Origin of the sequence: Algibacter sp. 2305UL17-15 (assembly GCF_040720935.1) — a bacterium.
GTDB lineage: Bacteria > Bacteroidota > Bacteroidia > Flavobacteriales > Flavobacteriaceae > Jejuia.
In genome coordinates, this window is record NZ_JBFDAE010000006.1 from 110650 (window position 1) to 134738 (window position 24089).

17 protein-coding genes are annotated in these 24089 nt (G+C 34.6%); 16 read left to right on the forward strand and 1 reads right to left on the reverse strand.

All coding sequences use genetic code 11. The features are described from left to right. Window positions 1-116 precede the first annotated feature (116 nt). On the reverse strand, window positions 117-4178 hold the full coding sequence (locus ABXQ82_RS08240; RefSeq protein ID WP_367058029.1) for a two-component regulator propeller domain-containing protein: 4062 nt from the start codon (window positions 4176-4178) through the stop codon (window positions 117-119). Between the two features lie 438 nt (window positions 4179-4616). Between ABXQ82_RS08240 and ABXQ82_RS08245 the strand changes: the two genes are divergently transcribed. The 16 genes from ABXQ82_RS08245 to ABXQ82_RS08320 all read left to right on the forward strand — a co-directional run bounded on the left by ABXQ82_RS08245 (window position 4617) and on the right by ABXQ82_RS08320 (window position 23881). Continuing rightward, window positions 4617-8024, forward strand: coding sequence for a HEAT repeat domain-containing protein (locus ABXQ82_RS08245; RefSeq protein WP_367057621.1), 3408 nt, complete (start codon window positions 4617-4619; stop codon window positions 8022-8024). Window positions 8025-8039: 15 nt separating this feature from the next. Continuing rightward, entirely contained in the window at window positions 8040-9047 is a 1008-nt protein-coding gene (locus ABXQ82_RS08250; RefSeq protein WP_367057624.1) for a TRAP transporter substrate-binding protein, read from the forward strand. Between the two features lie 3 nt (window positions 9048-9050). Then, complete coding sequence (locus ABXQ82_RS08255) at window positions 9051-9515, forward strand: TRAP transporter small permease subunit (protein WP_367057627.1); 465 nt, start codon at window positions 9051-9053, stop codon at window positions 9513-9515. Further along, entirely contained in the window at window positions 9512-10786 is a 1275-nt protein-coding gene (locus tag ABXQ82_RS08260; protein WP_367057631.1) for a TRAP transporter large permease, read from the forward strand. The genes ABXQ82_RS08255 and ABXQ82_RS08260 overlap by 4 nt, the downstream gene beginning before the upstream one ends. Before the next feature lie 354 nt (window positions 10787-11140). Beyond that, entirely contained in the window at window positions 11141-12955 is a 1815-nt protein-coding gene (locus ABXQ82_RS08265) for a class I SAM-dependent DNA methyltransferase (protein WP_367057634.1), read from the forward strand. After that, window positions 12955-13947 (forward strand): PDDEXK nuclease domain-containing protein, encoded by a 993-nt coding sequence (locus ABXQ82_RS08270; protein WP_367057637.1) that lies wholly within the window; start codon window positions 12955-12957, stop codon window positions 13945-13947. Before ABXQ82_RS08265 ends, ABXQ82_RS08270 begins: the two co-directional genes overlap by 1 nt. Then, window positions 13940-15238 carry a restriction endonuclease subunit S gene (locus tag ABXQ82_RS08275; protein ID WP_367057640.1) on the forward strand — a complete coding sequence of 433 codons (1299 nt, stop codon included), beginning with the start codon at window positions 13940-13942 and terminating at the stop codon, window positions 15236-15238. The genes ABXQ82_RS08270 and ABXQ82_RS08275 overlap by 8 nt, the downstream gene beginning before the upstream one ends. A gap of 84 nt (window positions 15239-15322) precedes the next feature. Beyond that, window positions 15323-15718, forward strand: a complete 396-nt coding sequence (locus ABXQ82_RS08280) for a GxxExxY protein (RefSeq protein ID WP_367057643.1) — start codon at window positions 15323-15325, stop codon at window positions 15716-15718. Window positions 15719-15734: 16 nt separating this feature from the next. After that, window positions 15735-16748, forward strand: coding sequence for a virulence RhuM family protein (locus ABXQ82_RS08285; protein WP_367057646.1), 1014 nt, complete (start codon window positions 15735-15737; stop codon window positions 16746-16748). Next, window positions 16741-19758 carry a type I restriction endonuclease gene (locus tag ABXQ82_RS08290; protein WP_367057649.1) on the forward strand — a complete coding sequence of 1006 codons (3018 nt, stop codon included), beginning with the start codon at window positions 16741-16743 and terminating at the stop codon, window positions 19756-19758. Before ABXQ82_RS08285 ends, ABXQ82_RS08290 begins: the two co-directional genes overlap by 8 nt. A gap of 386 nt (window positions 19759-20144) precedes the next feature. Next, window positions 20145-20480: an arsenosugar biosynthesis-associated peroxidase-like protein gene (locus tag ABXQ82_RS08295; RefSeq protein ID WP_367057652.1), complete on the forward strand. Its 336-nt coding sequence runs from the start codon at window positions 20145-20147 to the stop codon at window positions 20478-20480. 54 nt (window positions 20481-20534) lie between these two features. Further along, window positions 20535-20657, forward strand: coding sequence for a hypothetical protein (locus ABXQ82_RS08300; protein WP_367057655.1), 123 nt, complete (start codon window positions 20535-20537; stop codon window positions 20655-20657). A 195-nt stretch (window positions 20658-20852) separates the two neighbouring features. Beyond that, window positions 20853-21917, forward strand: coding sequence for an arsenosugar biosynthesis radical SAM (seleno)protein ArsS (gene arsS, locus ABXQ82_RS08305; protein WP_367057658.1), 1065 nt, complete (start codon window positions 20853-20855; stop codon window positions 21915-21917). 42 nt (window positions 21918-21959) lie between these two features. After that, entirely contained in the window at window positions 21960-22454 is a 495-nt protein-coding gene (locus ABXQ82_RS08310; protein ID WP_367057661.1) for a rhodanese-like domain-containing protein, read from the forward strand. Beyond that, window positions 22447-23076, forward strand: a complete 630-nt coding sequence (locus ABXQ82_RS08315) for a TIGR04282 family arsenosugar biosynthesis glycosyltransferase (protein WP_367057664.1) — start codon at window positions 22447-22449, stop codon at window positions 23074-23076. The genes ABXQ82_RS08310 and ABXQ82_RS08315 overlap by 8 nt, the downstream gene beginning before the upstream one ends. Then, complete coding sequence (locus ABXQ82_RS08320) at window positions 23069-23881, forward strand: purine-nucleoside phosphorylase (protein ID WP_367057667.1); 813 nt, start codon at window positions 23069-23071, stop codon at window positions 23879-23881. The genes ABXQ82_RS08315 and ABXQ82_RS08320 overlap by 8 nt, the downstream gene beginning before the upstream one ends. Window positions 23882-24089: the final 208 nt, after the last annotated feature.

Consider the following 24089-nt stretch of genomic DNA (forward strand, 5'->3'; position numbering starts at 1 on the left):
ATTTCTGGTTTAATGCTAAATAACCAAACAATATTGATGTAGTGGGGATATGAAGTCGTTTAATACAGGGGTAATTATTCGTTTACGCGGCCTTAAGAGGGTTTATAAAGCAGATTTTATTTGGATAGATACTCAGAAGGGTTATTGCCAAAACGTTTTTTGAAGAGTTTACTAAAATATTTTCTATCGGAGTATCCAACATGATAGCAAGCATCCAAAACCGAAAAATTGTGTTCTTCTATGAGTTTTTTAGCCGTTTTTAACCTGAAGTCCCTAACAAATTCAACATAGGTCATATTTGTTAAGCTTTTAATTTTTTTATAAACAACAGAATGGCTCATGGCCAACTCTCCACAAACAAAATTCACGTTTAAATCTTTGGAACTTAAATTATCCTCAAGAATCTGAATTAATTTTGACATGAAAGCTTCGTCAGATTTATTAAGGTTGAGCCTACTTATAGGAATCAATTCTTTTTTCCAGAACTTTTCGTGCAACAATTTTCTGGTTTTAAGGATGCCTTTTATTCTTGTTTTTAGCAGTAGTTCGTTAAAAGGCTTAGTGATATATTCATCAGCTCCAATATCAAATCCTTCAATCTTGTGGGCAAACGAAGCACGGGCCGTTAAAAGCAAAACGGGAATATGACTTGTACGCATGTCTGTTTTTAATGCTTTTGTAAGGGCAATACCATCCATAACCGGCATCATGATGTCACTAATAATTAGATCGATAGGACTGCTATAAGTAATTTCTAACGCTTCTTCTCCGTTCAATGCTTTAATAATTTCATACTCTTCATTTAAAATTTCAGTAATATATTCAAGAATTTCAATATTGTCATCAACAACGAGCAAAGTTTGCTTTTTTGAGTTTAAACTTTTTTCTCTTGATTGTATTGGTTGCCCAACGTTATCAATTTGTAAAGAATTAATTTTTACGTTGTCATTTTCGTCTTCAATAATCGAATAAGTATCAAAATGTTCTTTCCCTTTTTTTAATATTATATTAATCTCTGTTCCTTCGTTCTTTTTACTGTTTATTATAATTTCCCCACCATGCAATTCTACTATTTCTTTTGAAATGGTCAAGCCCAGGCCAAAGCCATTACTTTTGACGTCGTGCTTACTTTGGTAAAAGCGATTAAAAATTTTATCAAGCTGATTTTTAGCTATCCCAACGCCTCTGTCCTTTATTTGTAATTGAATGGATTGCTCCATTTCCAATATTGAAAACTCAATAGTTCCAGCTGTTTTAGAAAATTTGAATGCATTGGATAATAAATTGTAAAACACTTTTTCCAATTGATGCTTATCGTACCAAATCAAAACTTTATCGGCGTTGGTTTTAAAGACAAAGTCAATACCCTTGTCCAAGGCCATTTCCTTAAAGGACAAATAGATTTCTTCACAGAATTCAACAAGGTTTTCCCTAACCAAATGAAGCTTTATTTTATCGTGCTCCAACCGTCGATAATCGAGTAATTCATTGACCAAATCCACCAATTTATCTCCATTTTTTTTAATGGTATCAAATGGATTCCTCAAATCGTTTTTAAACAGCTCTTTTCTATCAAGCAATCTATTAATGGCACCAGATATTAAAGTAACTGGAGTCCTAATATCATGTGATATATTAGTAAAAAATTGCTGTTTTAGGTCATATAGTTCTATATCCTTTTCATGGGTTAATTTTTCTAGTTTCAAATTACTTTTTAAATTCTCCCAAGCAACAGTATATTTCCTAAACAGATAAAGCACAAATAGAAACACTAAAATATAAGCTAGAATTGCCCACCATTGCATCCAAAAAGGTTTTAAAATTTCAATATTTATAGAAGAATAATTATCTCCCCAATCACCACCAAATGCCTTGCTTTTAACTTTGAAAACATATCTTCCCGGAAACAAGTTTGTGTAAGTTACGGTCCTGTCTGTTCCAATTTGTCTCCAATCTTTATCAAACCCCTCCATTTGGATAGCATATTCAGATTGATCGGAAAATGGAAATTGTAATGCGGCAAACTCAAAAGTCAATACGTTTAAATCATGTTTAAGAATAATACTTTCTGTGGAGGTGATATTTTTGGTAATGATTTCATTGGCCCCAATAGCTAGCTCTTCATTAAACAGCTTGAAATTTGTGATTTTAACTTCTGGTTGCGTATTCTCATTTGATATATTTTTAGGATTGAAACGTAAAACACCATCGGACCTTCCAAAATAGAGCAAACCATCATCATCCTTAAAAACTGAATTAATACGATATGACCCGGCCAGACTTGGAAAATTTGTAAAGTTTTCACTTAAATAATCATATTTGTAAATTCCATTTTCAGTACTAAACCATATGTTCCCTGCATTGTCCTCTTCAATAGCAACTTCAGACTGCCCGTTTATGACTTCATTATCATCAAAGTTTTTAAATGACCTCTTATCCAAACTAAAACAATTGATTTTTCCTTCGGAATCCCCTATCCAAATATTGTTTCTTGAGTCCTTTAAAAGACTTAAAATGTTATTACCAATACTATTATTTGACTGATTAACGCTATTTAATCGTTTTGCTTTCCTTGTTTTGACATCGAAAAGATTAATTCCTCCTCCATAAGTTCCTAACCAAAGCGTATCTCCTGTCTTTATCATAGCTACTATATTGTCGCTACTTATTGAAGTACTATCATTTATATTTTCCCGAAATGCCGTGAACTCGTTTTTAACTCTATCAAAGTAGTTTAGCCCTCCTCCCCATGAAGCAATCCATAAATTATTATTGTCTTCAATTATACTTCGCACGTCATTAAAACTTATGGATTTGGAGTTTTTTGGATCGTGCTTATAAGCATTGAATGTTTCGGTTTTAGGATTGAATTTAATTACACCATTAGCATATGTTCCTAGCCATAGCAACTCTTTTTCGTCTCGATAGATACATTGAATATAATCTCCACCAATATCTCTATTGAATTTTTTACTGAATTGTTTAACCAAATTCGTTTCGGTATCGAAAACGGTCAACCCCAATCCATCTGAGCCCAAATACAATTTATTTTCATTTTTATAAATTGATAGTACAGGAATAGGATTTAGTCCACTAATGTCGCTTGGTATCAGTTCATAATTATTTTTCTGGCTCAATACATTTATCCCGTTCCAAGCTGTGCCTATCCATATATTATCTTCATCATCCTCGATAATGGTATAAACTGCATTGCCCGATAGTGATGAATACACCCCTGGTTTATGGTTATAATTTATAACTTTAGGTGAATGACCCTCGATATGTTCAACTCTTATTATTCCGTTTCCATCTGTGCCTATCCACAAATTATTCTGTTTATCTGTATATAATGACCGTACAATTTTTATTTCCCTCTTTAATTTTAAAGCGTCATTAAAAAAATTTGAGAATTTACCAGTTTTTATATCAAACCTCAATAACCCACTTCCGCTAGTTCCTACAAGCAATGTCTCATCGTTCAGCTTAGAAATGGTATGAATAAAATCTTCAAAAATCCTATCGTCAGACTCAAAATGATTGAAGGTTTTGTCTGCAATTAAAAATTTGTTCAAACCTCCACCAAAAGTTCCAATCCATAAATTGCCATCATCACTTTCATATATACTGGTTACAATATTTTGGCCTCTTGAATCATTTCCTCGCGATTGGTGGTAGGGAATAAAGACATTCGATGCTTCGGCAAATAAACACAATCCGTCTTCTGAACCTATCCATAGATTTCCCTTTGAATCTTCAAAAAGTTTATATAGCTGGTTTGAGGGCAATGAGGTGAGATTGTTTACATCTTTTTTATAAACTATAAAATCATCGTTTAAATAATCATATAAGTTCAAACCACCACCTAAGGTTGCAATCCAAATTCTCCCCTTTTTATCAAGTAGGACATCACTAATATTATTTGATTCCAGTGAGCTATTATTGCTATTGTATATTTTGAACTCTTTGCCGTCATATCTATTCAGCCCATTCCCTGTACCGATCCAGACAAAACCTTTTTCTTCCTTAATTATACCTGTAATTCTATTGCTTGAAAGTCCATTGGTTTGGTCAATTCTTTTGAATATAGCCTGTGTTTGGCCATATACCTGCTGGAAGTATATAATTGTTAAAAGAAAAACAATTAGTCTAATATCTAATATTTTATTGATTATATACATCACTAATTCAAAAACTTAAGAAAGGAAAATTACTGTTAAATTCATAAAAACACAAAATATAGTCAAGACTGATATTTTAACAGGGGTCATATTTCATTTTATTCAGGGGTACTCACAAAGAATTTGATCTCTAAATTTAGCCTTAATATATCATGATTTCGGTTGATTTTTATTTTGACCTTAAATATACTCTTGAATATTCATGAGTATAAAGAAATACATAACTCCACTTATAGAATAAAGACAATATATATATAGCAGGTGTAGATAGTTAGCTATATAGAGATATCACAAAAATACCACTTGACAAAAACTTAACAAATCGACATAACTGTACCACAAAAGTTCTTTTTCACTCTTAACTTCATCAAACTTTTTCCTAACCAAACAGGAAATCCCTATTTTAGAACTTTAAATCCTTTTTAGTATCTTCTATTTATGAAAGTTAAGTTTGCAATACTTCTGTCTCTATTATTCGTTTTTTCATGTAAATCAGAACCAAAAAAACCAAAAGAAACTCCACTAGTTAAAATTGAAGATGCTACAACCATAAAAGAGCGCGCCTTAGAAACAAGAAAAAACGTAAGCGCAACATTAGCCGATGGGCTAACTCTAACTTTATGGGCTTCAGACTCTCTAGCACCAGACCCTGTAGGCATGGATATCGACGATTTTGGAAACATTTATTTAACCAGAACCAATCGTCAGAAGAATTCAGAATTTGATATTAGAGGCTACCCCAGTTGGATGACGCCTTCCATAACACTACAAACTGTTGAAGATAGACGCCAATTTCTGCGTGAAACGTTTGCAACCGAATTAAGTGATAAAAACACATGGCTAAAAGATTTAAACAACGATTCCATTCACGATTGGCGTGATTTAGCGTTCGAAAAAGAAGAAGTCTGGAAGCTTGAAGATAGAGATAATGATGGACTTGCCGATATTTCTACTAGAGTTTTAAATGATTTTAACAATGAAGTAGATGATGTTGCAGGTGCCATTTTAGTTAAAGATGAAAACTTGTATGTGGGCATTGCTCCAAACATGTGGAAACTCGAAGACACAAATGATGACGGTATTTTCGATGAAAAGAAATCGCTAGCCACTGGATTTCAAGTGCACATTGGATTTGGCGGACATGGTATGTCTGGCGCCATTGAAGGCCCTGATGGAAAAATATATTGGGGCATCGGCGATATTGGCGCTAATGTAACCGACAATGCTGGCAAAAATCACAAATACTCAAATCAAGGCGTGATTGTACGCTGTAATCCTGACGGCAGTAATTTTGAAGTTTTTGCTCATGGTTTAAGAAACACACATGAATTTGTGTTTGATGCCTACGGAAATATAATTACTTCTGACAATGATGGTGATCATGCTGGAGAATCCGAACGCTTAATCTATGTCGTTGAAGGTGCTGATGCTGGTTGGCGTATCAATTGGCAATTTGGAAAATATACCGACCCAAAGAACAACACTTATAAAGTCTGGATGGACGAGGAATTACATAAACCGAGATGGGAAGGTCAGGCATCACACATTATTCCGCCATTGGCGAGTTTTCATAGTGGACCGACCGGTATGGCGTTTAACCCGGGAACTGCTTTAGGGAAAGATTGGTTAAATAAGTTCTTTTTGGTGCAATTCTCTGGAACTCCTAGTCGGTCTCATATTTGGTGTTTCGATTTAAAACCAAAAGGCGCAAGTTTTGAATTGAATACAGATACGTCTATTTTGAATGGTGTTTTACCAACGGGTTTAAGATTTGGACCAGATGGCGCGTTATATTTAGCCGATTGGATTAGCGGATGGAATACCAAAAACTACGGCAGGGTCTGGAAATTGGATGTTTCAGAAGATAAAAATGATCTCGCTAAAGAACGCCAAGAAACAGAACGCCTAATGACTTTTAATTATGAAGATGCTTCCAAAGACAAATTGGTAGATCTCCTAAGTTACCCAGATATGCGCATTCGTAAAAAAGCACAATTTGAATTGGTAGATCGCTCAGGATATAAAACACTTCAAAAGGTTTTAAATGAAAACAAAAATCAGTTTGCAAGAATCCATGCTATTTGGGGCATTGGGCAACTTGCAGATAAAAACCCTAAAAAAGCTACTCCTTTAGTCGATTTATTATCTAATAACGATCCTGAAATCATCGCCCAAGCGGTAAAAATTATTGGAGATGTAAAATACAATAAAGCTTCAGAAAAACTAGTTCCTTTATTACAGCATCAAAATGCGAGAGTCCAATTTTTCGCAGCCCAAGCTTTAGGTCGTCTTAAATACAAACCAGCGGTTCAACCCATCTTGGAAATGCTTGCTAAAAACAATGATGAGGATCTATATCTAAGACACGCTGGTGTTTTGGCACTTTCCAGAATTAGGGAAGTTGCCCCTATCGCGGCACTTTATAACAACTCAAATAAAAGTTTAAGATTAGCTGCGGTACTTGTATTAAGGCACATGCAAAGCCCTGAAATCAGTAATTTTTTAAATGATGAAGACGAACATATAGTAACCGACGTTGCAAGAGCCATCAATGATGATTGGTCCATTGAAGCAGCGCTTCCAGATTTGGCAAAATTGTTGCTTTCAGAAAAATATACCGATAACGAACCACTTTTAAGACGCAGTATTAATGCGGCTTTAAGAGTTGGAACGGAAGAAGCCTTGGATGACCTCATCACATTTGCGAAAAGACAAGAGGCAGCAAATGTTTTAAGGGGCGAAGCTTTGGCAACCATTGCCACTTGGCACAATCCTTCGCCTTTAGATCGTGTTGATGGTCGCTTCCGCGGAAACGTAACCCGGGACATTCACACCGTAAAACAAAAGATTGAAAATGAAATTCCGAATTTCCTAAAAGACCGTAATCCAGATATTCTTGTTGGGATTTCAGATGTTTTGAGAAGTCTTCAAATCGAGTCGCATAATGCTTCATTATTCAACATCTTAAAAACCAATAAATCTCCTAAAGCACGTCAATCTGCACTTGAAGCACTCGCTGCCTTGAATTTTAACACTATCGAAAATGCGATTAAAATAGGAATGAAAGACAAGGATCAAGATGTACGATCGGTAGCCATAAACTCATTACAACGTTTACAAATTTCAAAAGAAAATTTACCGAGTATTGTAACGCCTATCTTCAAATATGGTTCTGTTGGCGATCAACAAAGTATTTTAAAAACATTGCGCAATTTGCCCATTGAAAACACAACATCAATTTTACAGAATTTGCTAAAAAAATCTAAAAACAAATCACTTTCAAAAAGTGTGCTATTAGATTTGTATGAAACCGTAGAAAATTCAAAATCGGAAGCATTAATTTCAGAATTAAATAAAATCAAAGACACAACCAGCATTTTAAGTTCCTATAAAGAAGCACTCTATGGGGGCAATCACAGAAAGGGGTTTGGTATTTTTAATTATAGTGCTACTGCTCAATGCGTAAGGTGTCATTCAGTTAACGGCGCAGGTGGTGATGTGGGCCCGCCGTTGGATACTATTGGAAATCAATTGTCTAGAGAACAGCTTTTAGAAGCCCTTGTAGATCCAAGCGCGCGATTGGCCCCTGGTTATGGCAACGTTATCTTAACGCTTGATAATGACCAAACCGTAGTTGGAATTTTAGAAGAAGAATCCAAAAACGAACTCACTTTAAGAACCTCAGAGGTAGAACCACTAATTGTTCCTATTTCAAGAATTAAAAATCGCGAAAATGTGATATCTTCAATGCCACCAATGGGAGAATTGCTGGGAAAAAGAGCCATTCGGGATTTAATTACCTATTTATCGTCTTTAAAGAAGGAGAACATAACTACAACACATTGATAATTTAAGATATAAATGAACAAAATATCAAAAACAGGCCTACTTTTAAAAACCCATGTATTGGGCTGCGTCTTAATTGTGCTCTGTTTTTTAGTGCTTACCAATTGCAAAACAAAGGAAGAAGACACTTATCTCTTTCGAGCAAGTTTAATTGTTACAGAAAACCATACGTGGTTTAAAGCCTTCGAATATTTTGGAGAAATTTTAGAGGAACGTTCTGACGGCAGAATGAAAGTTCAGGTCTATCCTTCTGAACAACTGGCCAAAGAAATTGAAGCCATTCGGTTAATTCAAGCTGAAGTTATCGATATGACCGTTACAGGTTCTATGCTCAACAATTGGTTTGAATTGGCTGCTTTTTGTGAATTACCGTTCTTTTTTAAAGACACCATCGAAGCTCGAAATTTTATCCATGGAAAAGTTGGAAAAGAAATGGAACGCCAAATGATTGAAGTTACAGGATTGCGTCCCGTAGGTTATTTTCAAAGAGGCCCGCGACATTTAACCTCCAACAGACCTATTAAACATCCTGATGATTTACAGGGACTTATTGTGCGTGTTCCGAATGTGCCATCATTTGTTACGGCATGGAGTGCTTTAGGGGCAAAACCGACGCCAATGGCGTTTTCAGAAGTGTTTACATCTTTACAACAAGGGACTATTGAAGCCCAAGAAAACCCGTTTGATTTGATTAAAAACGCAGGGTTTTATGAAGTCCAGAAATACATCAACCTAACAGAACATGTGATTAGTTGGGGCTATCCCGTGATAGGCGAAACCCAATTCCAAAAACTCCCTGACGATTTAAAAGTGATATTTTTAGAAGCCGCAAAAGATATGCAAGCTTATGAACGCCGTCTTTTTACAGACAACGAAAAAAACATAAAAGACGAACTTTCGGCAAAAGGCATGGAATTTATAGAAGTGGATAAAGAAGCCTTTATTAAAAAGAGTGAAGATGCTATTTACAGCAGTTTGTCGCCCGAAATGAAAGCTGTTTATAAAGAACTGAAAAACGAATAATTTATGTTGAAAAAACACATTGAAAAAATCTTGAAGCTGGGAACCATCTGGAGTGTATTCCTATTGATTGGTTCTGTTTTATTGCAGATTTTCGCCCGTTTCTTTTTAGCTCAAGCACCATCTTGGACGGAAGAAGTTTCTCGTTTGTGCTTTATTTTCTCCGTAGCTTTTGCAAGTCCTTTAGCTTTAAAGTCAAATTACTACATTCATTTAGATGTGTTTTTTAATATGTTCAGCAACATCTGGAAAAGACGCATAAATACCCTAATTCTAATCTGCGTTTTTATTCTGTTTTTCGTTTTAGCCTTTGCTTCCATAAAATTTGTTGTTATGGGGTTTACTGAAAACTCCCCAAGTATGGGCATTAAAATGGGAATTGCATTTTCTAGTATGTTGATATTAGGAATTACAATGTGCTACTTTATTGGATTAAAACTCATCAAACACCTTAAAAAACCACAACCATGATATTAGTTCTCTTTATTGTTTTTGTCGTTTGTTTGGTATTGCGTTTTCCAATTGCATTCTCGTTAGGGCTGTCGTGTTTTGTGTATATTATTTTAAATGGAATTCCTTTGGTTGTGATTCCTATGAAACTTTATTCTGGCATTGATGTCTTTGTATTATTAAGTATTCCAGGATTTATCATGGCAGGTAATTTGATGAATTATGGCGGACTCACAGAAAAAATAGTCAATTTTTGCAATCATTTAATGGGACATATCACAGGGGGGTTATCATTGGTAAATATTGGCGCTTCTATGTTATTTGCAGGTATTTCCGGGACTGCGGTTTCCGATACGGCAAGCATGGGATCGATTATGATTCCAGCCATGAAAAAAGAAGGTTATGATGCCGATTTTTCATGTGCGGTAACTGCTGCGTCATCCACCATGGGCCCAATAATCCCTCCCAGCATCCCCATGATTATTGCAGCAACATTAAGCGGATTATCCGTTGGAAGATTATTTCTTGCTGGCGCGCTTCCAGGGTTATTATTAGGTGGCGGATTAATGGCAACCGCCTATTTTATCTCAAAACGAAAGAAATACCCAAAACACAAAAAGAGCAGTTTAAAGCAAGTACTCTATAGTTTTAAAGACACGTTTTGGTCGTTGTTAATGACCTTTATTATTCTCTTCGGAATTATTGGTGGTGTCTTCACGCCCACCGAAGCTTCCATTATCGCCGTAATTTATGCCTTATTAATTGGCACATTCGTTTATAAAAAACTGAACTTTAAAAAAGTGCAAATTATCGTATTGGATTCCATGAAAACCTCAGCATCCTTAATGCTCTTGGTAGGTTTCGCCAATTTATTCGGGTGGATTTTAATTACCGAACAAGTACCTCAACTCATTTCCTCTGAAATATTGGGAATTTCCACAAACAAATACATGGTGCTTCTTATGATAAATATCCTCCTTATTTTTGTAGGCACGTTTATGGAAACCATTGCAGCATTACTCATCCTGTTTCCTATTCTACTAAAATTAGCCATTTCGGTAGATATAGATCCTATTCATTTTGCGGTTATTGCGGTATTGAATTTAATCATTGGTTTGACCACACCACCCGTTGGCGTTTGTTTATTTATTGCATCAAGTATTGGTAAAGTATCCATTGCTAAAGTTAGCAAAGCAGGGTTTCCTTTTTTACTCGTTAGCTTTGTGGTACTTGCTCTGGTAACGCTATTTCCTAGTATTTCATTGATGTTGCCTAGTTGGTTTTTGGATTGAATTAAAAGAACTTAAATCTCTGTCGCTTGCTTTACAAATGGTAAATTAGTGCAACATCTTATACTGTCTATTTCGACAATAAGTCAACGTGGAAGGCATACTTGAGAAATTGTTGCAAGCATGCGATTAACCATATTGAAAATGAATACCAACATAAACCGTTTGCACCTAAAATTGTGAAGACTAGTTTGAAAGTCAGGGAGCGTACAAGAGCTTTTTAATGATTGAGACTTAACTTCTTTATTTTGTCGGAAAAATTAGCGAAATTCGTTTAATCATTGCTTGTATAAAAGCTGAAAAAAGAACTATTTTTACCCAACGCTCAAAGTGAGGAAGAAAAAGAATAAAAACTAAATGAATTTAGACACACAAAGCTTACAACCTATTATAAATTTTATCTGGACTGTTGCAGATGATGTATTGATCAACAAATACCTTGAAAATCAGTATCAAGACGTTATTTTACCAATGACCGTTTTACGACGACTGGATTTGGCACTTGAAAAAAGCAAAGACAAAGTTCTAAAAACGCACAACGACTTTAAATCCAAAATGGATAACCTTGATGGATTGTTAACAAGTGCAGCGCACGGTTCTGGATTGGCATTTTACAACACGTCGCCATACACCATGAAAAAGTTGTTGGACGATCCAAAAAATATCGATAGCAATTTTTTAGATTACCTCAATGGCTATTCAGAAAATGTACAAGACATTATTTCTAAATTCAAATTCAGAAATCAATTAGAAACGCTTGAAAATGGTGGTATTACATTTTCACTCATCGAAAAATTCTGCAACCCAAAGGTAGAATTGAGGCCTGAAAAAATATCGCCTATGGCCATGGGTTATATGTTTGAGGATTTGATACGTAGATTTAACGAAAAAACAAACGCTGCTGCTGGACGTCACTTTACACCCAGGGAAATTATTGAATTAATGACGCATTTGGTGTATTTACCTGTAAAAGACCAAATACAAAACGGCACTTTTTTGGTTTATGACCCTTGTGCTGGTTCTGGCGCCATGTTGACCCAATCTAAAAAATACGCCACCAATCCAGAAGGAGAAATAAAATCGAAAGCAACCTTCCATTTATACGGACAAGAGAATACGGGCGAAATGTATGCCACTTGTAAATCTGATATGTTGCTTAAAAACGAAGACCCAGATAAAATAAAATTTGGTTCTACACTAAGCGAATACGGTTTTGACCCCAACTTAAAATTCAATTTTATGCTAACCAACCCGCCTTATGGCACCAGTTGGAAACAAGATATTGAAAACCTTAATGTAGGCTCTGGGAAAAAAATTGAAATCAACGACCTACGTTTTAATTTACCCATTAAAAACTTTAAAGGCGAACTAGAAGAAAAATGTTTGACTTCTCGTAGTAACGACGGGCAGTTAATGTTTATGCTACACATGCTGTCAAAAATGAAAGACCCAAAAGATGGAGGAAGCCGTATTGCTTCTGTACATAATGGTTCTGCCCTATTTACTGGCGATGCAGGAAGTGGCGAAAGTGGCATACGCCAATACATTTTAGAAAACGATTTGTTAGAATGTATCATACAATTGCCCAACGATATGTTTTACAATACAGGTATTGCTACTTATATCTGGATATTAAGCAATGTAAAAGAAGACAAACGAAAAGGAAAAGTACAGTTGATAAATGCTTCTGGAAAGGAGTTTTTTACTAAAATGCGTAAATCTTTGGGAAGCAAACGCCATCAACTAACACGAGAACATATCTTAAAAATACAAGAACTGTATTTTGCTTTTGATAATGCGGACGAAACTTACAGTAAAGTTTTTGACAATGAAGATTTTGGTTTTTATCAAATAACTACGCATCAACCCGAAAGAAACGAAAAAGGCAACATTATCAAAGATAGTAAAGGCAAACCAAAAGCCGATAAAGAATTGAAAGACTCTGAAAATGTGCCTTTAAAAGAAAGTATAGACGAGTATTTTGCTCGTGAAGTATTGCCTTTTGCTAAAAATGCTTGGTACGACAAAAAGAAAATGAAAGTGGGTTATGAAATTGCCTTCAACAAATACTTTTATCAATATGAAGCCTTACGCCCATTAAGCGATATAGCAGCAGATATTTTAGCTTTAGAATATGAAACAGAAAACTTACTTAAAGAAATTGTGGAATAATGGAATTACAGGAACAATTTTCTTATGTTTTTAAACTAATTAATCAAGCAAAGCTAAAAGCATACCAGGCTGTAAACAAAGAACTTGTGAGCCTATATTGGGCAATTGGCAAATACGTGAGCCAGCAAGTAGAAACCAAAGTTTGGGGTGAGGCTGTAGTAAAAGAATTAGCAATCTTTATAGGAAAAACAGAACCTAATTTAAAAGGTTTTTCAAGCCAAAATATATGGCGAATGAAACAGTTTTATGAAACCTACAAAGACAATGAAAAACTCTCGGCACTGACGAGAGAAATAAGCTGGACACATAATACCATTATTTTTTCTTCTTGTAAAACCATTGAAGAAAGGGAATTTTATACTCGAATGAGCATAAAAGAAAAATGGTCGTCTAGAGAGCTACAAAGACAGATAAATACAAGCACATTTGAGCGCGTGATGTTAGCAGACTCAAAACTCTCGGCACAGACGAGAGAATTGCCACAAGATATTAGCAAAACATTTAAAGACACTTATGTGCTAGAGTTGCTACAATTACCAAACTTGCATAAAGAACACGATTTAAGAAATGCTATTGCTCAAAATATTACCAAATTTTTACTAGAATTTGGAAGAGATTTTGCCTTTATGGGGCAAGAGTATCCTGTGCAAGTGGGCAATCAAGATTTTGCTATTGATTTGTTGTTTTACAACAGAACGCTTAATTGTATGGTAGCTTTAGAATTAAAAATTGAAAAATTTAAACCCGCCCATTTAGGGCAACTGAATTTTTATTTAGAAGCCTTAGACCGTGATATACGTAAGCCAAATGAAAACCCAAGCATTGGTATTTTACTATGTAAAGGAAAAGACGATGCGGTAGTAGAATATGCTATGAGCAGAAACCTTTCGCCAACTTTAGTAGCAGAATACCAAACCCAATTGCCCAATAAAAAAGTACTACAAGCCAAATGGGAAGAAATATTGAACACCATAACACCAAACAATGAATAAATACCCTAAATACAAAAATAGTGGCATTGCTTGGCTGGGAGAAATTCCGGAGCATTGGGAAATTCGAAGAATAAAATACGTTTTTAAAGAATTGAATAATAGAAGCGAAACTGGAAAAGAAGATTTACTTTCAGTTTCTCAATATACTGGTGTTACAAAAAAATCAGATAAAGTTGCAGAAGGCGAAAGCATTTCAAATGCAAAAACATTAGAAGGTTATAAAATTGTTGAAAAAGGCGATTTAGTAATAAATATAATGCTTGCTTGGAATGGAAGTTTAGGGATTTCAAAATATAATGGAATTGTAAGTCCAGCTTACTGCGTTTATAGAAACCATATTGGAAATGAAAGGTATTTTGGTTATTTGTTTAAAACAAAAAATGGACAACAAGAATTCAAAAAGCAATCTACTGGAATTATTGATAGTAGGTTAAGGATGTATACAGACAGTTTTTTTGACATTAAAACAGCCCTTCCACCAAAAAAAGAACAAATAAAAATAGCCCACTTCCTAGACTACAAAATCGAGAAAATAAACCGTTTTATCAAAAAGAAAAAGCAATTGATAAAACTACTTAATGAGCAAAAAACTGCTATTATAAATCAAGCAGTTACCAAAGGTTTAGACCCAAATGCACAATTGAAAGATTCTGGTATAGAATGGTTGGGGGATATTCCTGTTCATTGGAAGGTTAAGAAGCTAAAATACGGCACTAACATTTTACGAGGAAAGTTCACACCAAGACCAAGAAATGACCCAAAATTCTATGATGGAGACTATCCATTTATCCAAACTGGCAATATTACTTCTACAGGTAAATACATTGAAACTTACAACCAAACATTAAATGAATTAGGGAAAAATGTTTCGAAAGAATTCCCCATAAACACCGTTGTAATGAGTGTTGCAGCTAATATTGCGGATGTTGCAATTCTGAATTTTAAAGCTTGTTTTCCAGATAGTGTAATTGGTTTTTATCCTTTTGAAGGTACAGATACTGATTTTCTATTTTACCAATTAAAAAATTTAAGAGCTGAATTTTATAAAATTGCTATTAAAAGTACTCAATATAACTTGAATGTGGATAGAGTAAAAAATGTGAAGATTTTTCTTCCTCCTTTTCTCGAACAACAAGCGATTGTAAAATATATAGAAAATGAATTAGGATTAATAGACAAAACCATCTCCACCATCCAAAAAGAAATCACATTAGTAGAAGAATACAAAACCGCATTAATAGCAGAAGCCGTTACAGGCAAAATAGATGTTAGAAAATGGTCTGAACCGTGATTTTAAGGATTAACACAATTACCTTGATTTTTTAATCAGGTAATCAAGAAAATTAGATGTAATAAAGGTTCAAGACAAAAAGAAATGAAACATAAAGAACTGACATATAAAATTATAGGCTGTGCAATGGAGGTCCACAAACATTTGGGCAATGGTTTCCAAGAAGTGGTCTATCAAAGAGCATTGGCAATTGAAATGAAAATGCAGGGCATAGAGTTTAGTCGCGAACACGAAATGAATTTAAGTTACAAAGGATATAACATTGGCACAAGACGAGTAGATTTTTTTGTAGAAGAAAAAATTATGGTAGAAATAAAAGCCGTCATAAATCTTGAAGATGTGCATTTGGCCCAGGCAATGAATTATGTAGAAGCATATAATTTAGAAATTGGACTACTCATCAATTTTGGTTCAAGGAGTTTGCAACATAAACGGGTGCACAATAATTCAAAATCAAGTAATCAAGAAAATCAAAACTAATCAAGGTTCAAGACAAATGAGTGAATTAGAAAAAATACCCAATTTTGTTATTTTCAAAACAGGAAAAGGTAAAGTAAATATAGAGGTCTATTTTAAAGACGATACGTTATGGCTTACTCAAAAATTAATTTGTGAATTATTTGAAAAATCAAAATCTACTATAAGTGAGCATTTTAAGAATATTTTTGCAGATGGAGAGTTGAAAGAAAATGAAGTTGTTCGGGAATTCCGAACAACTGCTAAAGACGGTAAAAATTATACTACCAAATATTACAATTTAAGAGCAGTAACTGCTATTGGTTATCGTGTAAACTCATCCAGAGCCATAGAATTTAGAAAATGGGCAACGGAAATATTGCACGAATTCATCATTAAAGGTTTTGCCATGGATGACGAACGTCTGAAACAAATGAAACATTTTGGTCAGGACTATTTTGATGAACTATTAGAACGTATTAGGGAGATACGTTTAAGTGAAAGACGTTTTTATCAAAAAATAACCGACATCTACGCTCTTTCAGCAGATTACAACAAAGATGCTTTTATAACTAAAAACTTTTTTGCAACTACTCAAAATAAATTGCATTGGGCAATACAAGGTAAAACAGCTGCCGAAATTATCTACACACAAGCAGATGCAAAAAAAATAGCAATGGGTTTAAAAACTTGGAAAAATGCACCTGACGGTAAAATATTAAAAAGTGATGTAGGTATTGCTAAAAATTACTTAGAAAAAGAACATTTAAAACAGTTACAAAGGTTAGTAACTGCGTATTTAGATTTGGCAGAAAACAGAGCTGAAAGAGGTATTGTGATGAATATGAAAGATTGGGTGGTTTTTTTAGATAAGTTTTTAGAATTATCCGATTACCCTCTATTATTAGATAAAGGAAAAATATCGGCATTAGAAGCTAAACTAAAAGCAGAAAGCGAATATGATGTTTTTAGAATAGAGCAAGACAGAAATTATTTATCAGATTTTGATAAAATGACTAAAAATCTCCCTAATAAAAAAAGCGGTAATGAGTAAAACCACCAATACAAAAGAAAATGGCTTTGAAACCCATATTGTTGATTACCTAGTTGACAGCAATAACTATGTAGAAAGAGCAAATAAAAATTATGATAATAGTAATTGTATTGATGCAGCTATGTTGTTTCAATTTTTAGAAACAACACAAGCCAAAGCATTAGATAAATTAAAACATTACCATAAAGACTTATACAAACAAAAAATTGTAAAACGCCTAAACGACCAAATAAAACAAAAAGGTATTATTGCAGTATTGCGAAAAGGCATTGTAGATGGTTTTACAGATACCAAGCTTCGCTTGTTTTATGATAAACCAGTTTCGGCATATAACCAAAAGGCAGATACCTTGTACCAAGCCAATATTTTTTCGGCTATGCGCCAAGTGTATTTTTCGCCGCAAAATAAAAAATCGCTAGATATTGTAACCTTTATCAATGGTTTACCAATTATCAGTTTTGAGTTAAAAAACGAACTCACTAAACAAAATGTTGAACACGCCATAAAACAATACAAAACCGACAGAGACCCAAACGAAGAACTATTCCGTTTTGGTCGCTTGGTGGTCAATTTTGCTGTTGACACAGAAGAAGTTTGGATGTGTACCGAATTAAAAGGGCAAAGTTCCTTCTTTTTACCGTTCAATAAAGGCTATAAAAACGGAGCTGGAAATCCGCCAAAAGACGGTATTAAAACCGATTATTTGTGGAAAGACGTATTAACAAAAGATAGTTTAACGAATATCATTCAAAACTATTCACAAATAATTTCCGAAGAAATAGAATATGTAGATGCTAAAGGCAAAAAGCGAATTAAGAAAGTAAAGAAACTGATTTTTCCAAGATTTCATCAATTAACAGCCGTCCGTAATATTTTAGTTGATGCACAAGAAAAAGGTGCTGGACAAAAATATTTAATTCAACATTCAGCAGGTTCAGGAAAAAGTAATTCCATTTCTTGGTTGGCGCATCAATTGGTTGGATTGCATAACAAAGCAGGCGATAAAACCATTTTTGATACAGTTATTGTAATCACAGACCGTAGAGTTTTAGACAAACAAATTAGAGATAACATTAAACAATACCAACAAGTAAAAGGTGTTGTTCAAGCCATCACAGAAGGCAGTAAACAATTAAAAACAGCTTTAGAAGAAGGCAAAAAAATTATTATAACCACCATTCAAAAATTCCCTCACATTGTTGAGGAAATCGGGGATTTACCAGGGAATAATTTCGGAATCATCATAGATGAAGCGCATAGTAGTTTGAGCGGGCAAATGGCGCGTAAGCTTAACGAAACATTAGCGAAAGTTTCAGATGAAGAAAAACTACAATCTGACCTTGAAAATTATGATGAAAACGAAAATGATGACGTCACAGGAGAAGATTTAATTAGAGCACTCATTAAGTCTAGAAAACTGTTGGACAATGCAAGTTATTTCGCCTTTACTGCAACACCAAAAAACAAGACTTTAGAGCTTTTTGGAGTGCCTTATCAAGACGATGGAAAAACCAAATTTAGAGCGTTTCATTTGTATTCAATGAAACAAGCCATTGAAGAAGGTTTTATTAAAGATGTGTTACAGAATTACACCACTTATCAGAGTTATTACGCTTTATTAAAACGTATAGAAGATGACCCAGAGTACGACAAAAAGAAAGCACAAAAGAAACTAAAAGCGTATGTAGAAAGTCACGAACACGCCATAAAAAAGAAAGCTATTTTAATGATTAACCAGTTTTTGGAACATCTAAATAAAAAAGTTGGCGGAAAGGCAAAAGCGATGATGGTTACTAGTAGTCGTGCAAATGCTGTAAAATACAAAAAGGCTTTTGATCACTATTTGGCAGCCATTAATAGCCCATACAAAGCAGTTGTTGGTTTTTCTGGAGAAATTGATGGCGAAACAGAAAGCAGTTTAAACGGTTTTCCGAGTGCTAAAATTCCAGATGAATTTGAGAAAAACGACTATCGCTTTTTATTGGTCGCCAATAAATTTCAGACAGGTTTTGACCAACCTTTACTGCACACCATGTTTGTAGATAAAAAATTAGGTGGTGTAAATGCTGTTCAAACACTATCACGTTTAAATAGAAGTCATCCACTAAAGAAAGACACGTTTGTTTTAGATTTTGCCAATACCGCAGAAGATATTGAAAGCGCTTTTAAACCCTATTTTGAAAGTACCATTTTAGGAGAAGAAACAGACCCAAATAAACTGTTTGATTTGCAAGATGCTTTAGACAATTATCAAGTGTACAACAGAGAGCAAGTTTCAGCATTTTCAAACAAAATACTCGACAATGTTCCTGTTGACCAATTACATGCTTTATTGGATGAATCAAGCGCTGTTTTTAGAAATGATTTAGAAGAAGAACAACAAGCAGATTTTAGAGCAAAAGTTAAAACGTATGTGCGCTTGTATATTTTCCTTTCTCAAATAGTGGAATTTGAAAACGCGTATTTGGAAAGGCTTTATATTTTCCTCAATCACTTACAAAACAAATTAGGTGGAGATACTTCTGAAGATTTTGCACAAGGTATTTTGGACACTATTGATATGGATAGTTACCGATTGCAATTGGAATCGACTACACATGTTGTTTTGGAACAAGGAGAAGATTTGAAACCAATTCCAACCGAAATGCGCGGAGGCGTAAACGACCCAGAAATTGACCGACTTTCCAGTATTCTTCAAACCTTTAATGATCGTTACGGAACTGAATTTGAAGACACAGATAAAGTCCGTAAAATGGCTGTAGATATTGCAGAAGGCGTTATGAATAATCAAGAAATGAAAAATTCAATGGAATATTCAGATGAACAGAACGCAAAAATAACGAATGACAAAGTTGTCGCAGATGAAATGCTAAAACATATAAATTCGAATTTCAATTTTTACAAGCACTATTCTGACAATAAGGAATTTAAAGAAGATGTGAATAATATGATTTTCGGACTAGTTAAGGAAATGTTGAGAGCTGGAGTTAGTGGAAATACCAATCCGTAAACCATAAACATGTTCAATTTACGCCAGTCTAATCTCTAACCTATAGTTGCGAAGGTGTTCTATTTCACTACCATTAAGCACAAATTCGCACATATTCCAATCTAGATATCAATTGAAGAGCCTATAAAATTCCAAAACACCGTGTAAGCTCCCTTAATTAGGACTGTTCAAATTTCTAATATTATCAAATTCATTATTTTTAGTTGATTAAAAAGTTTGAATTCTGAAAAGTTAAAATTCACAACTAGTTTTCAATAAAACCCTCAAAGCCTCCATCCAATCCCACGAAAAATTCAAGCCCAAAATTGTGCATCAATAATGTTAAGTCCCGTTAATTTTAGCGACATACTAACCTAGATGTTTATATTTACACTAAATTTTTTGAAATGCAAAAAACATATTACGATCCATCAGATCTACGGAAATTTGGAAATATCACAGAATGGAGCGAGGAACTAGGCACGAAGTTCTTTGACTATTACACTAAGGTTTTTGAAGAAGGCGCATTAACCGCACGCGAAAAATCATTAATCGCTCTAGCAGTTTCACATACCGAACAATGCCCCTATTGTATTGACGCTTATACAAAAGACACTCTACAGCGTGGTGTTACCAAAGAAGAAATGATGGAAGCCATTCATGTTGGTGCTGCCATAAAAAGCGGCGCAACTTTGGTACATGGTGTACAAATGATGAACAAGGTTAATAAATTGGATGGATAAAAAAAGCCCCTCCTAGCCTCCCCATAGGGGGAGGAACCGCACACTTCTATAAGTTTGGAGTTTGGAGTTTGGAGTTTGGAGTTTGGAGTTTGGAGTTTGGAGTTTGGAGTTTGGAGTTTGGAGTTTGGAGTTTGGAGTTTGGAGTTTGGAGTTTGGAGTTTGGAGTTTGGAGTTTAAAAAGTTGAAAAACTGATTTGTTAAATAAAAATAAATTTAGTAGAAAGTCAACACCCTAGTCAATTCGGAGAACTGATTGCCAAGGCGTAGAATAGATGCAGAAAAGACTCAAAAAAGGGGAAAAACCCACCCCTAACCCCTCCGAGGAGGGGAACTCGCTACTGAAATTAATTAATAGGTGTCTCAAATATTAGTATGACAAAAGTAAAAACACAATCTTTACATAAACGCGAAAGCGATTTAGCAAATAGTAACAGGCAATTGGAAATTTTATCGAATGGTATTTTTCAAAGTGGGGAATTACCAACGTTTAAAACTAAAATTGCTGAAACCAATGAGTTTCCGCTAAAAGCGAAGAAGTTAGAGATACTTCAAATAAATGTTGGTTATATGTGTAACCAAGTGTGCGAACATTGCCATGTAGATGCTGGTCCAGACCGACAAGAGATCATGACACGCGACACTATGCAACAATGTCTGGAAGTCATAAAAAACACAGGTGCTCACACCTTGGATTTAACAGGTGGCGCTCCAGAAATGAACCCAGATTTCAGATGGTTTGTGGAAGAAGCAGCCAAAGCAGGGATTCAAGATTTTATAGTCCGTTCTAACCTTACCATTATTAGAGCGAATAAAAAATATTACGATTTACCCGAATTTTTCAAAAAACACAATGTACATGTAGTGAGTTCCATGCCACATTGGACCAAAGGAAAAACCGATAAACAACGTGGCGACGGTGTTTTTGATACATCCATAAAGGCCTTACAAGAACTAAATGCTATTGGTTACGGGATGCCAGATAGTGATTTGCGGTTGGATTTGGTATATAACCCATCAGGTGCTTTTTTACCGGGGGACCAAGCGTCTATGGAAAAAGATTTTAAAAAGGCATTACTGGAAGATTTTAATATTCAATTTCATAATTTGTTTGCGATTACCAATCTGCCCATTGCGAGGTTTCTGGATTATTTAATTGCTTCGGAAAATTATGAAGATTATATGTATGCATTGGTTGAAGCTTATAATCCTTCGGCAGTAGAAAGCGTAATGTGTACCAATACACTTTCTGTAAGTTGGGACGGTTATTTATACGATTGTGATTTTAACCAGATGCTGGAATTGCCTGTAAACAGCAAAGTGAAGCACATTTCAGAATATAATGAAGATTTGTTAGAGGGCAGAAACATTGTAATTTCGCAACATTGTTACGGCTGTACCGCTGGCGCAGGGAGTAGTTGCCAAGGGAGTGTGGCATAACAAAAAAAGGGCTTTAATTTCCCATAGGGGAAAACTCAACGTATGAAAAAAGTTATCATTTACATATTAATGGGGATTTCAATTTCAGGTTTTTCACAGAAAAAACTTGAAAAAATGTTAAAACGCCAAAACACAGAAAGCATTCCATACATTTCGATAGATTCACTTAAACATCAAAAAGAAGCTGTTATTTTATTAGATTCCCGAGAGGAAAAAGAATTTAAAACAAGTCATTTAAAAGATGCTATTTGCGTAGGCTATGATTTTTTCAACTTAGATTCAATTCAACAAAAATTACCGCGTAAAGATTCTAAAATTGTGGTGTATTGTTCTTTAGGTATTCGCTCTGAAGATATTGCAGAAAAACTCAAAAAAGCAGGCTATACCAATGTATTCAATTTATATGGTGGTATTTTTGAATGGAAAAATAATGATTTTGAAGTGGTAAATTCAGAAGAAAAAACAACAGATTCTATTCATACTTTCTCAAGAGAGTGGAGCAAATGGTTAAAGAAAGGCATAAAAGTATATGACTAAAGAACTCGTCATCGTTTTTGTAAAGAATATAAAACTTGGAAAAGTAAAAACCCGACTTGCCAAAACTATTGGTAATCAAGGCGCTTTTGAAGTATATAGCGAATTGGTCAAGATTACCGAAAAAGCCACAACTGAAATAGAAGCAGATAAACGCATCTATTTTTCGGATGCTATCTTGGACACAAAGTGGAATGGTTTTGAAAAATTTATTCAAGAAGGCGAGGATTTGGGCATCCGAATGAAAAATGCTTTTATAAAAGGTTTTGCTGATGGTTATGAACGTATTGTTTTAATAGGCTCTGATTTACCAGATATCAATGCAACCCATATTAATAACGGACTTAAAGCATTACATCATTCTGAAACCGTTTTTGGACCAGCTGTTGATGGTGGTTATTACCTCATCGGACTTTCAAAAGTTTATGATTGTATTTTCGATAATAAACCATGGAGTCAATCTAGTTTACTGGAAGAAACACTTCAGCAATTGGAAAAAAATAATATCTCATTTAAAACACTCGAAACTTTAAATGACATTGATACGTTTGAAGATTTAGAAGCTTCGGAATTTTATAAATCAAACATTAAATTACAAGAAAAAATAAAACAATTGAATGATTAAATTTATTGAAGAAACTGTTGATTACCTTAAAAATAAAGGTTTTGAAAACCCAGAAATTGGTATCATTTTAGGAACAGGTTTAGGACAACTTATCAACGAGGTTGAAATCATAAAAGAAGTAAGTTATAACCACATTCCAAACTTCCCCACAGCTACGGTTGAGTTTCATAAAGGCAAACTTATTTATGGCATTTTAGCAGGCAAAAAAGTAATAGTAATGCAAGGACGTTTTCATTTATATGAAGGTTATACACTTCAAGACGTTACCTATCCAGTTCGGATTATGGAAAAATTGGGAATTTCAACATTACTGGTTTCCAATGCTTCAGGAGCAATAAATCTGAATTTTAAAAAAGGAGAATTAATGCTGATTGAAGACCATATAAATCTTCAAGGAGGTTCGCCATTGGCTTTTAAAGGTGTTGCACAATTGGGAGAACGCTTTACAGACATGAGTGCGCCTTACGATGCAGAAATTAATTCGAAATTCAAAAGTATTGCAAGAGCAAATAACATGACGCTACACGAAGGTGTTTATGTAAGTGTTGTTGGGCCGCAATTAGAAACACGCGCAGAATACAGAATGTTAAAACTAATGGGCGCCGATGCAGTAGGCATGAGTACCGTTCCAGAAATTATTGTGGCAAATCATTTGAATTTAAAAGTAGCCGCGGTGTCAGTTTTAACAGATGAATGCGACCCAGATAACTTATCGCCTGTTGATATAAGCGAAATTATCGCCATGGCTGGAAAAGCAGAACCGAATATGGTAACGCTTTTTAGGGAATTGATTGGAACGATTTAAAATGAGTAGACAGTTTTTAATCGGTGGGAAATAGAAAGAGTTTAGAAGAAAACTAATTGGGAAATAAAAATAAATCTAATAGAAAGTCAACACCCAAGTCAATTCGCAGAATTGATTGCCAAGGCGCTGAATAGGTGAATAAAAGCTCCGAAAACAGGAGAACGCAGTTCGACGCGGAGTTTTCAAATCGGTTATTATTCCGGTTTTT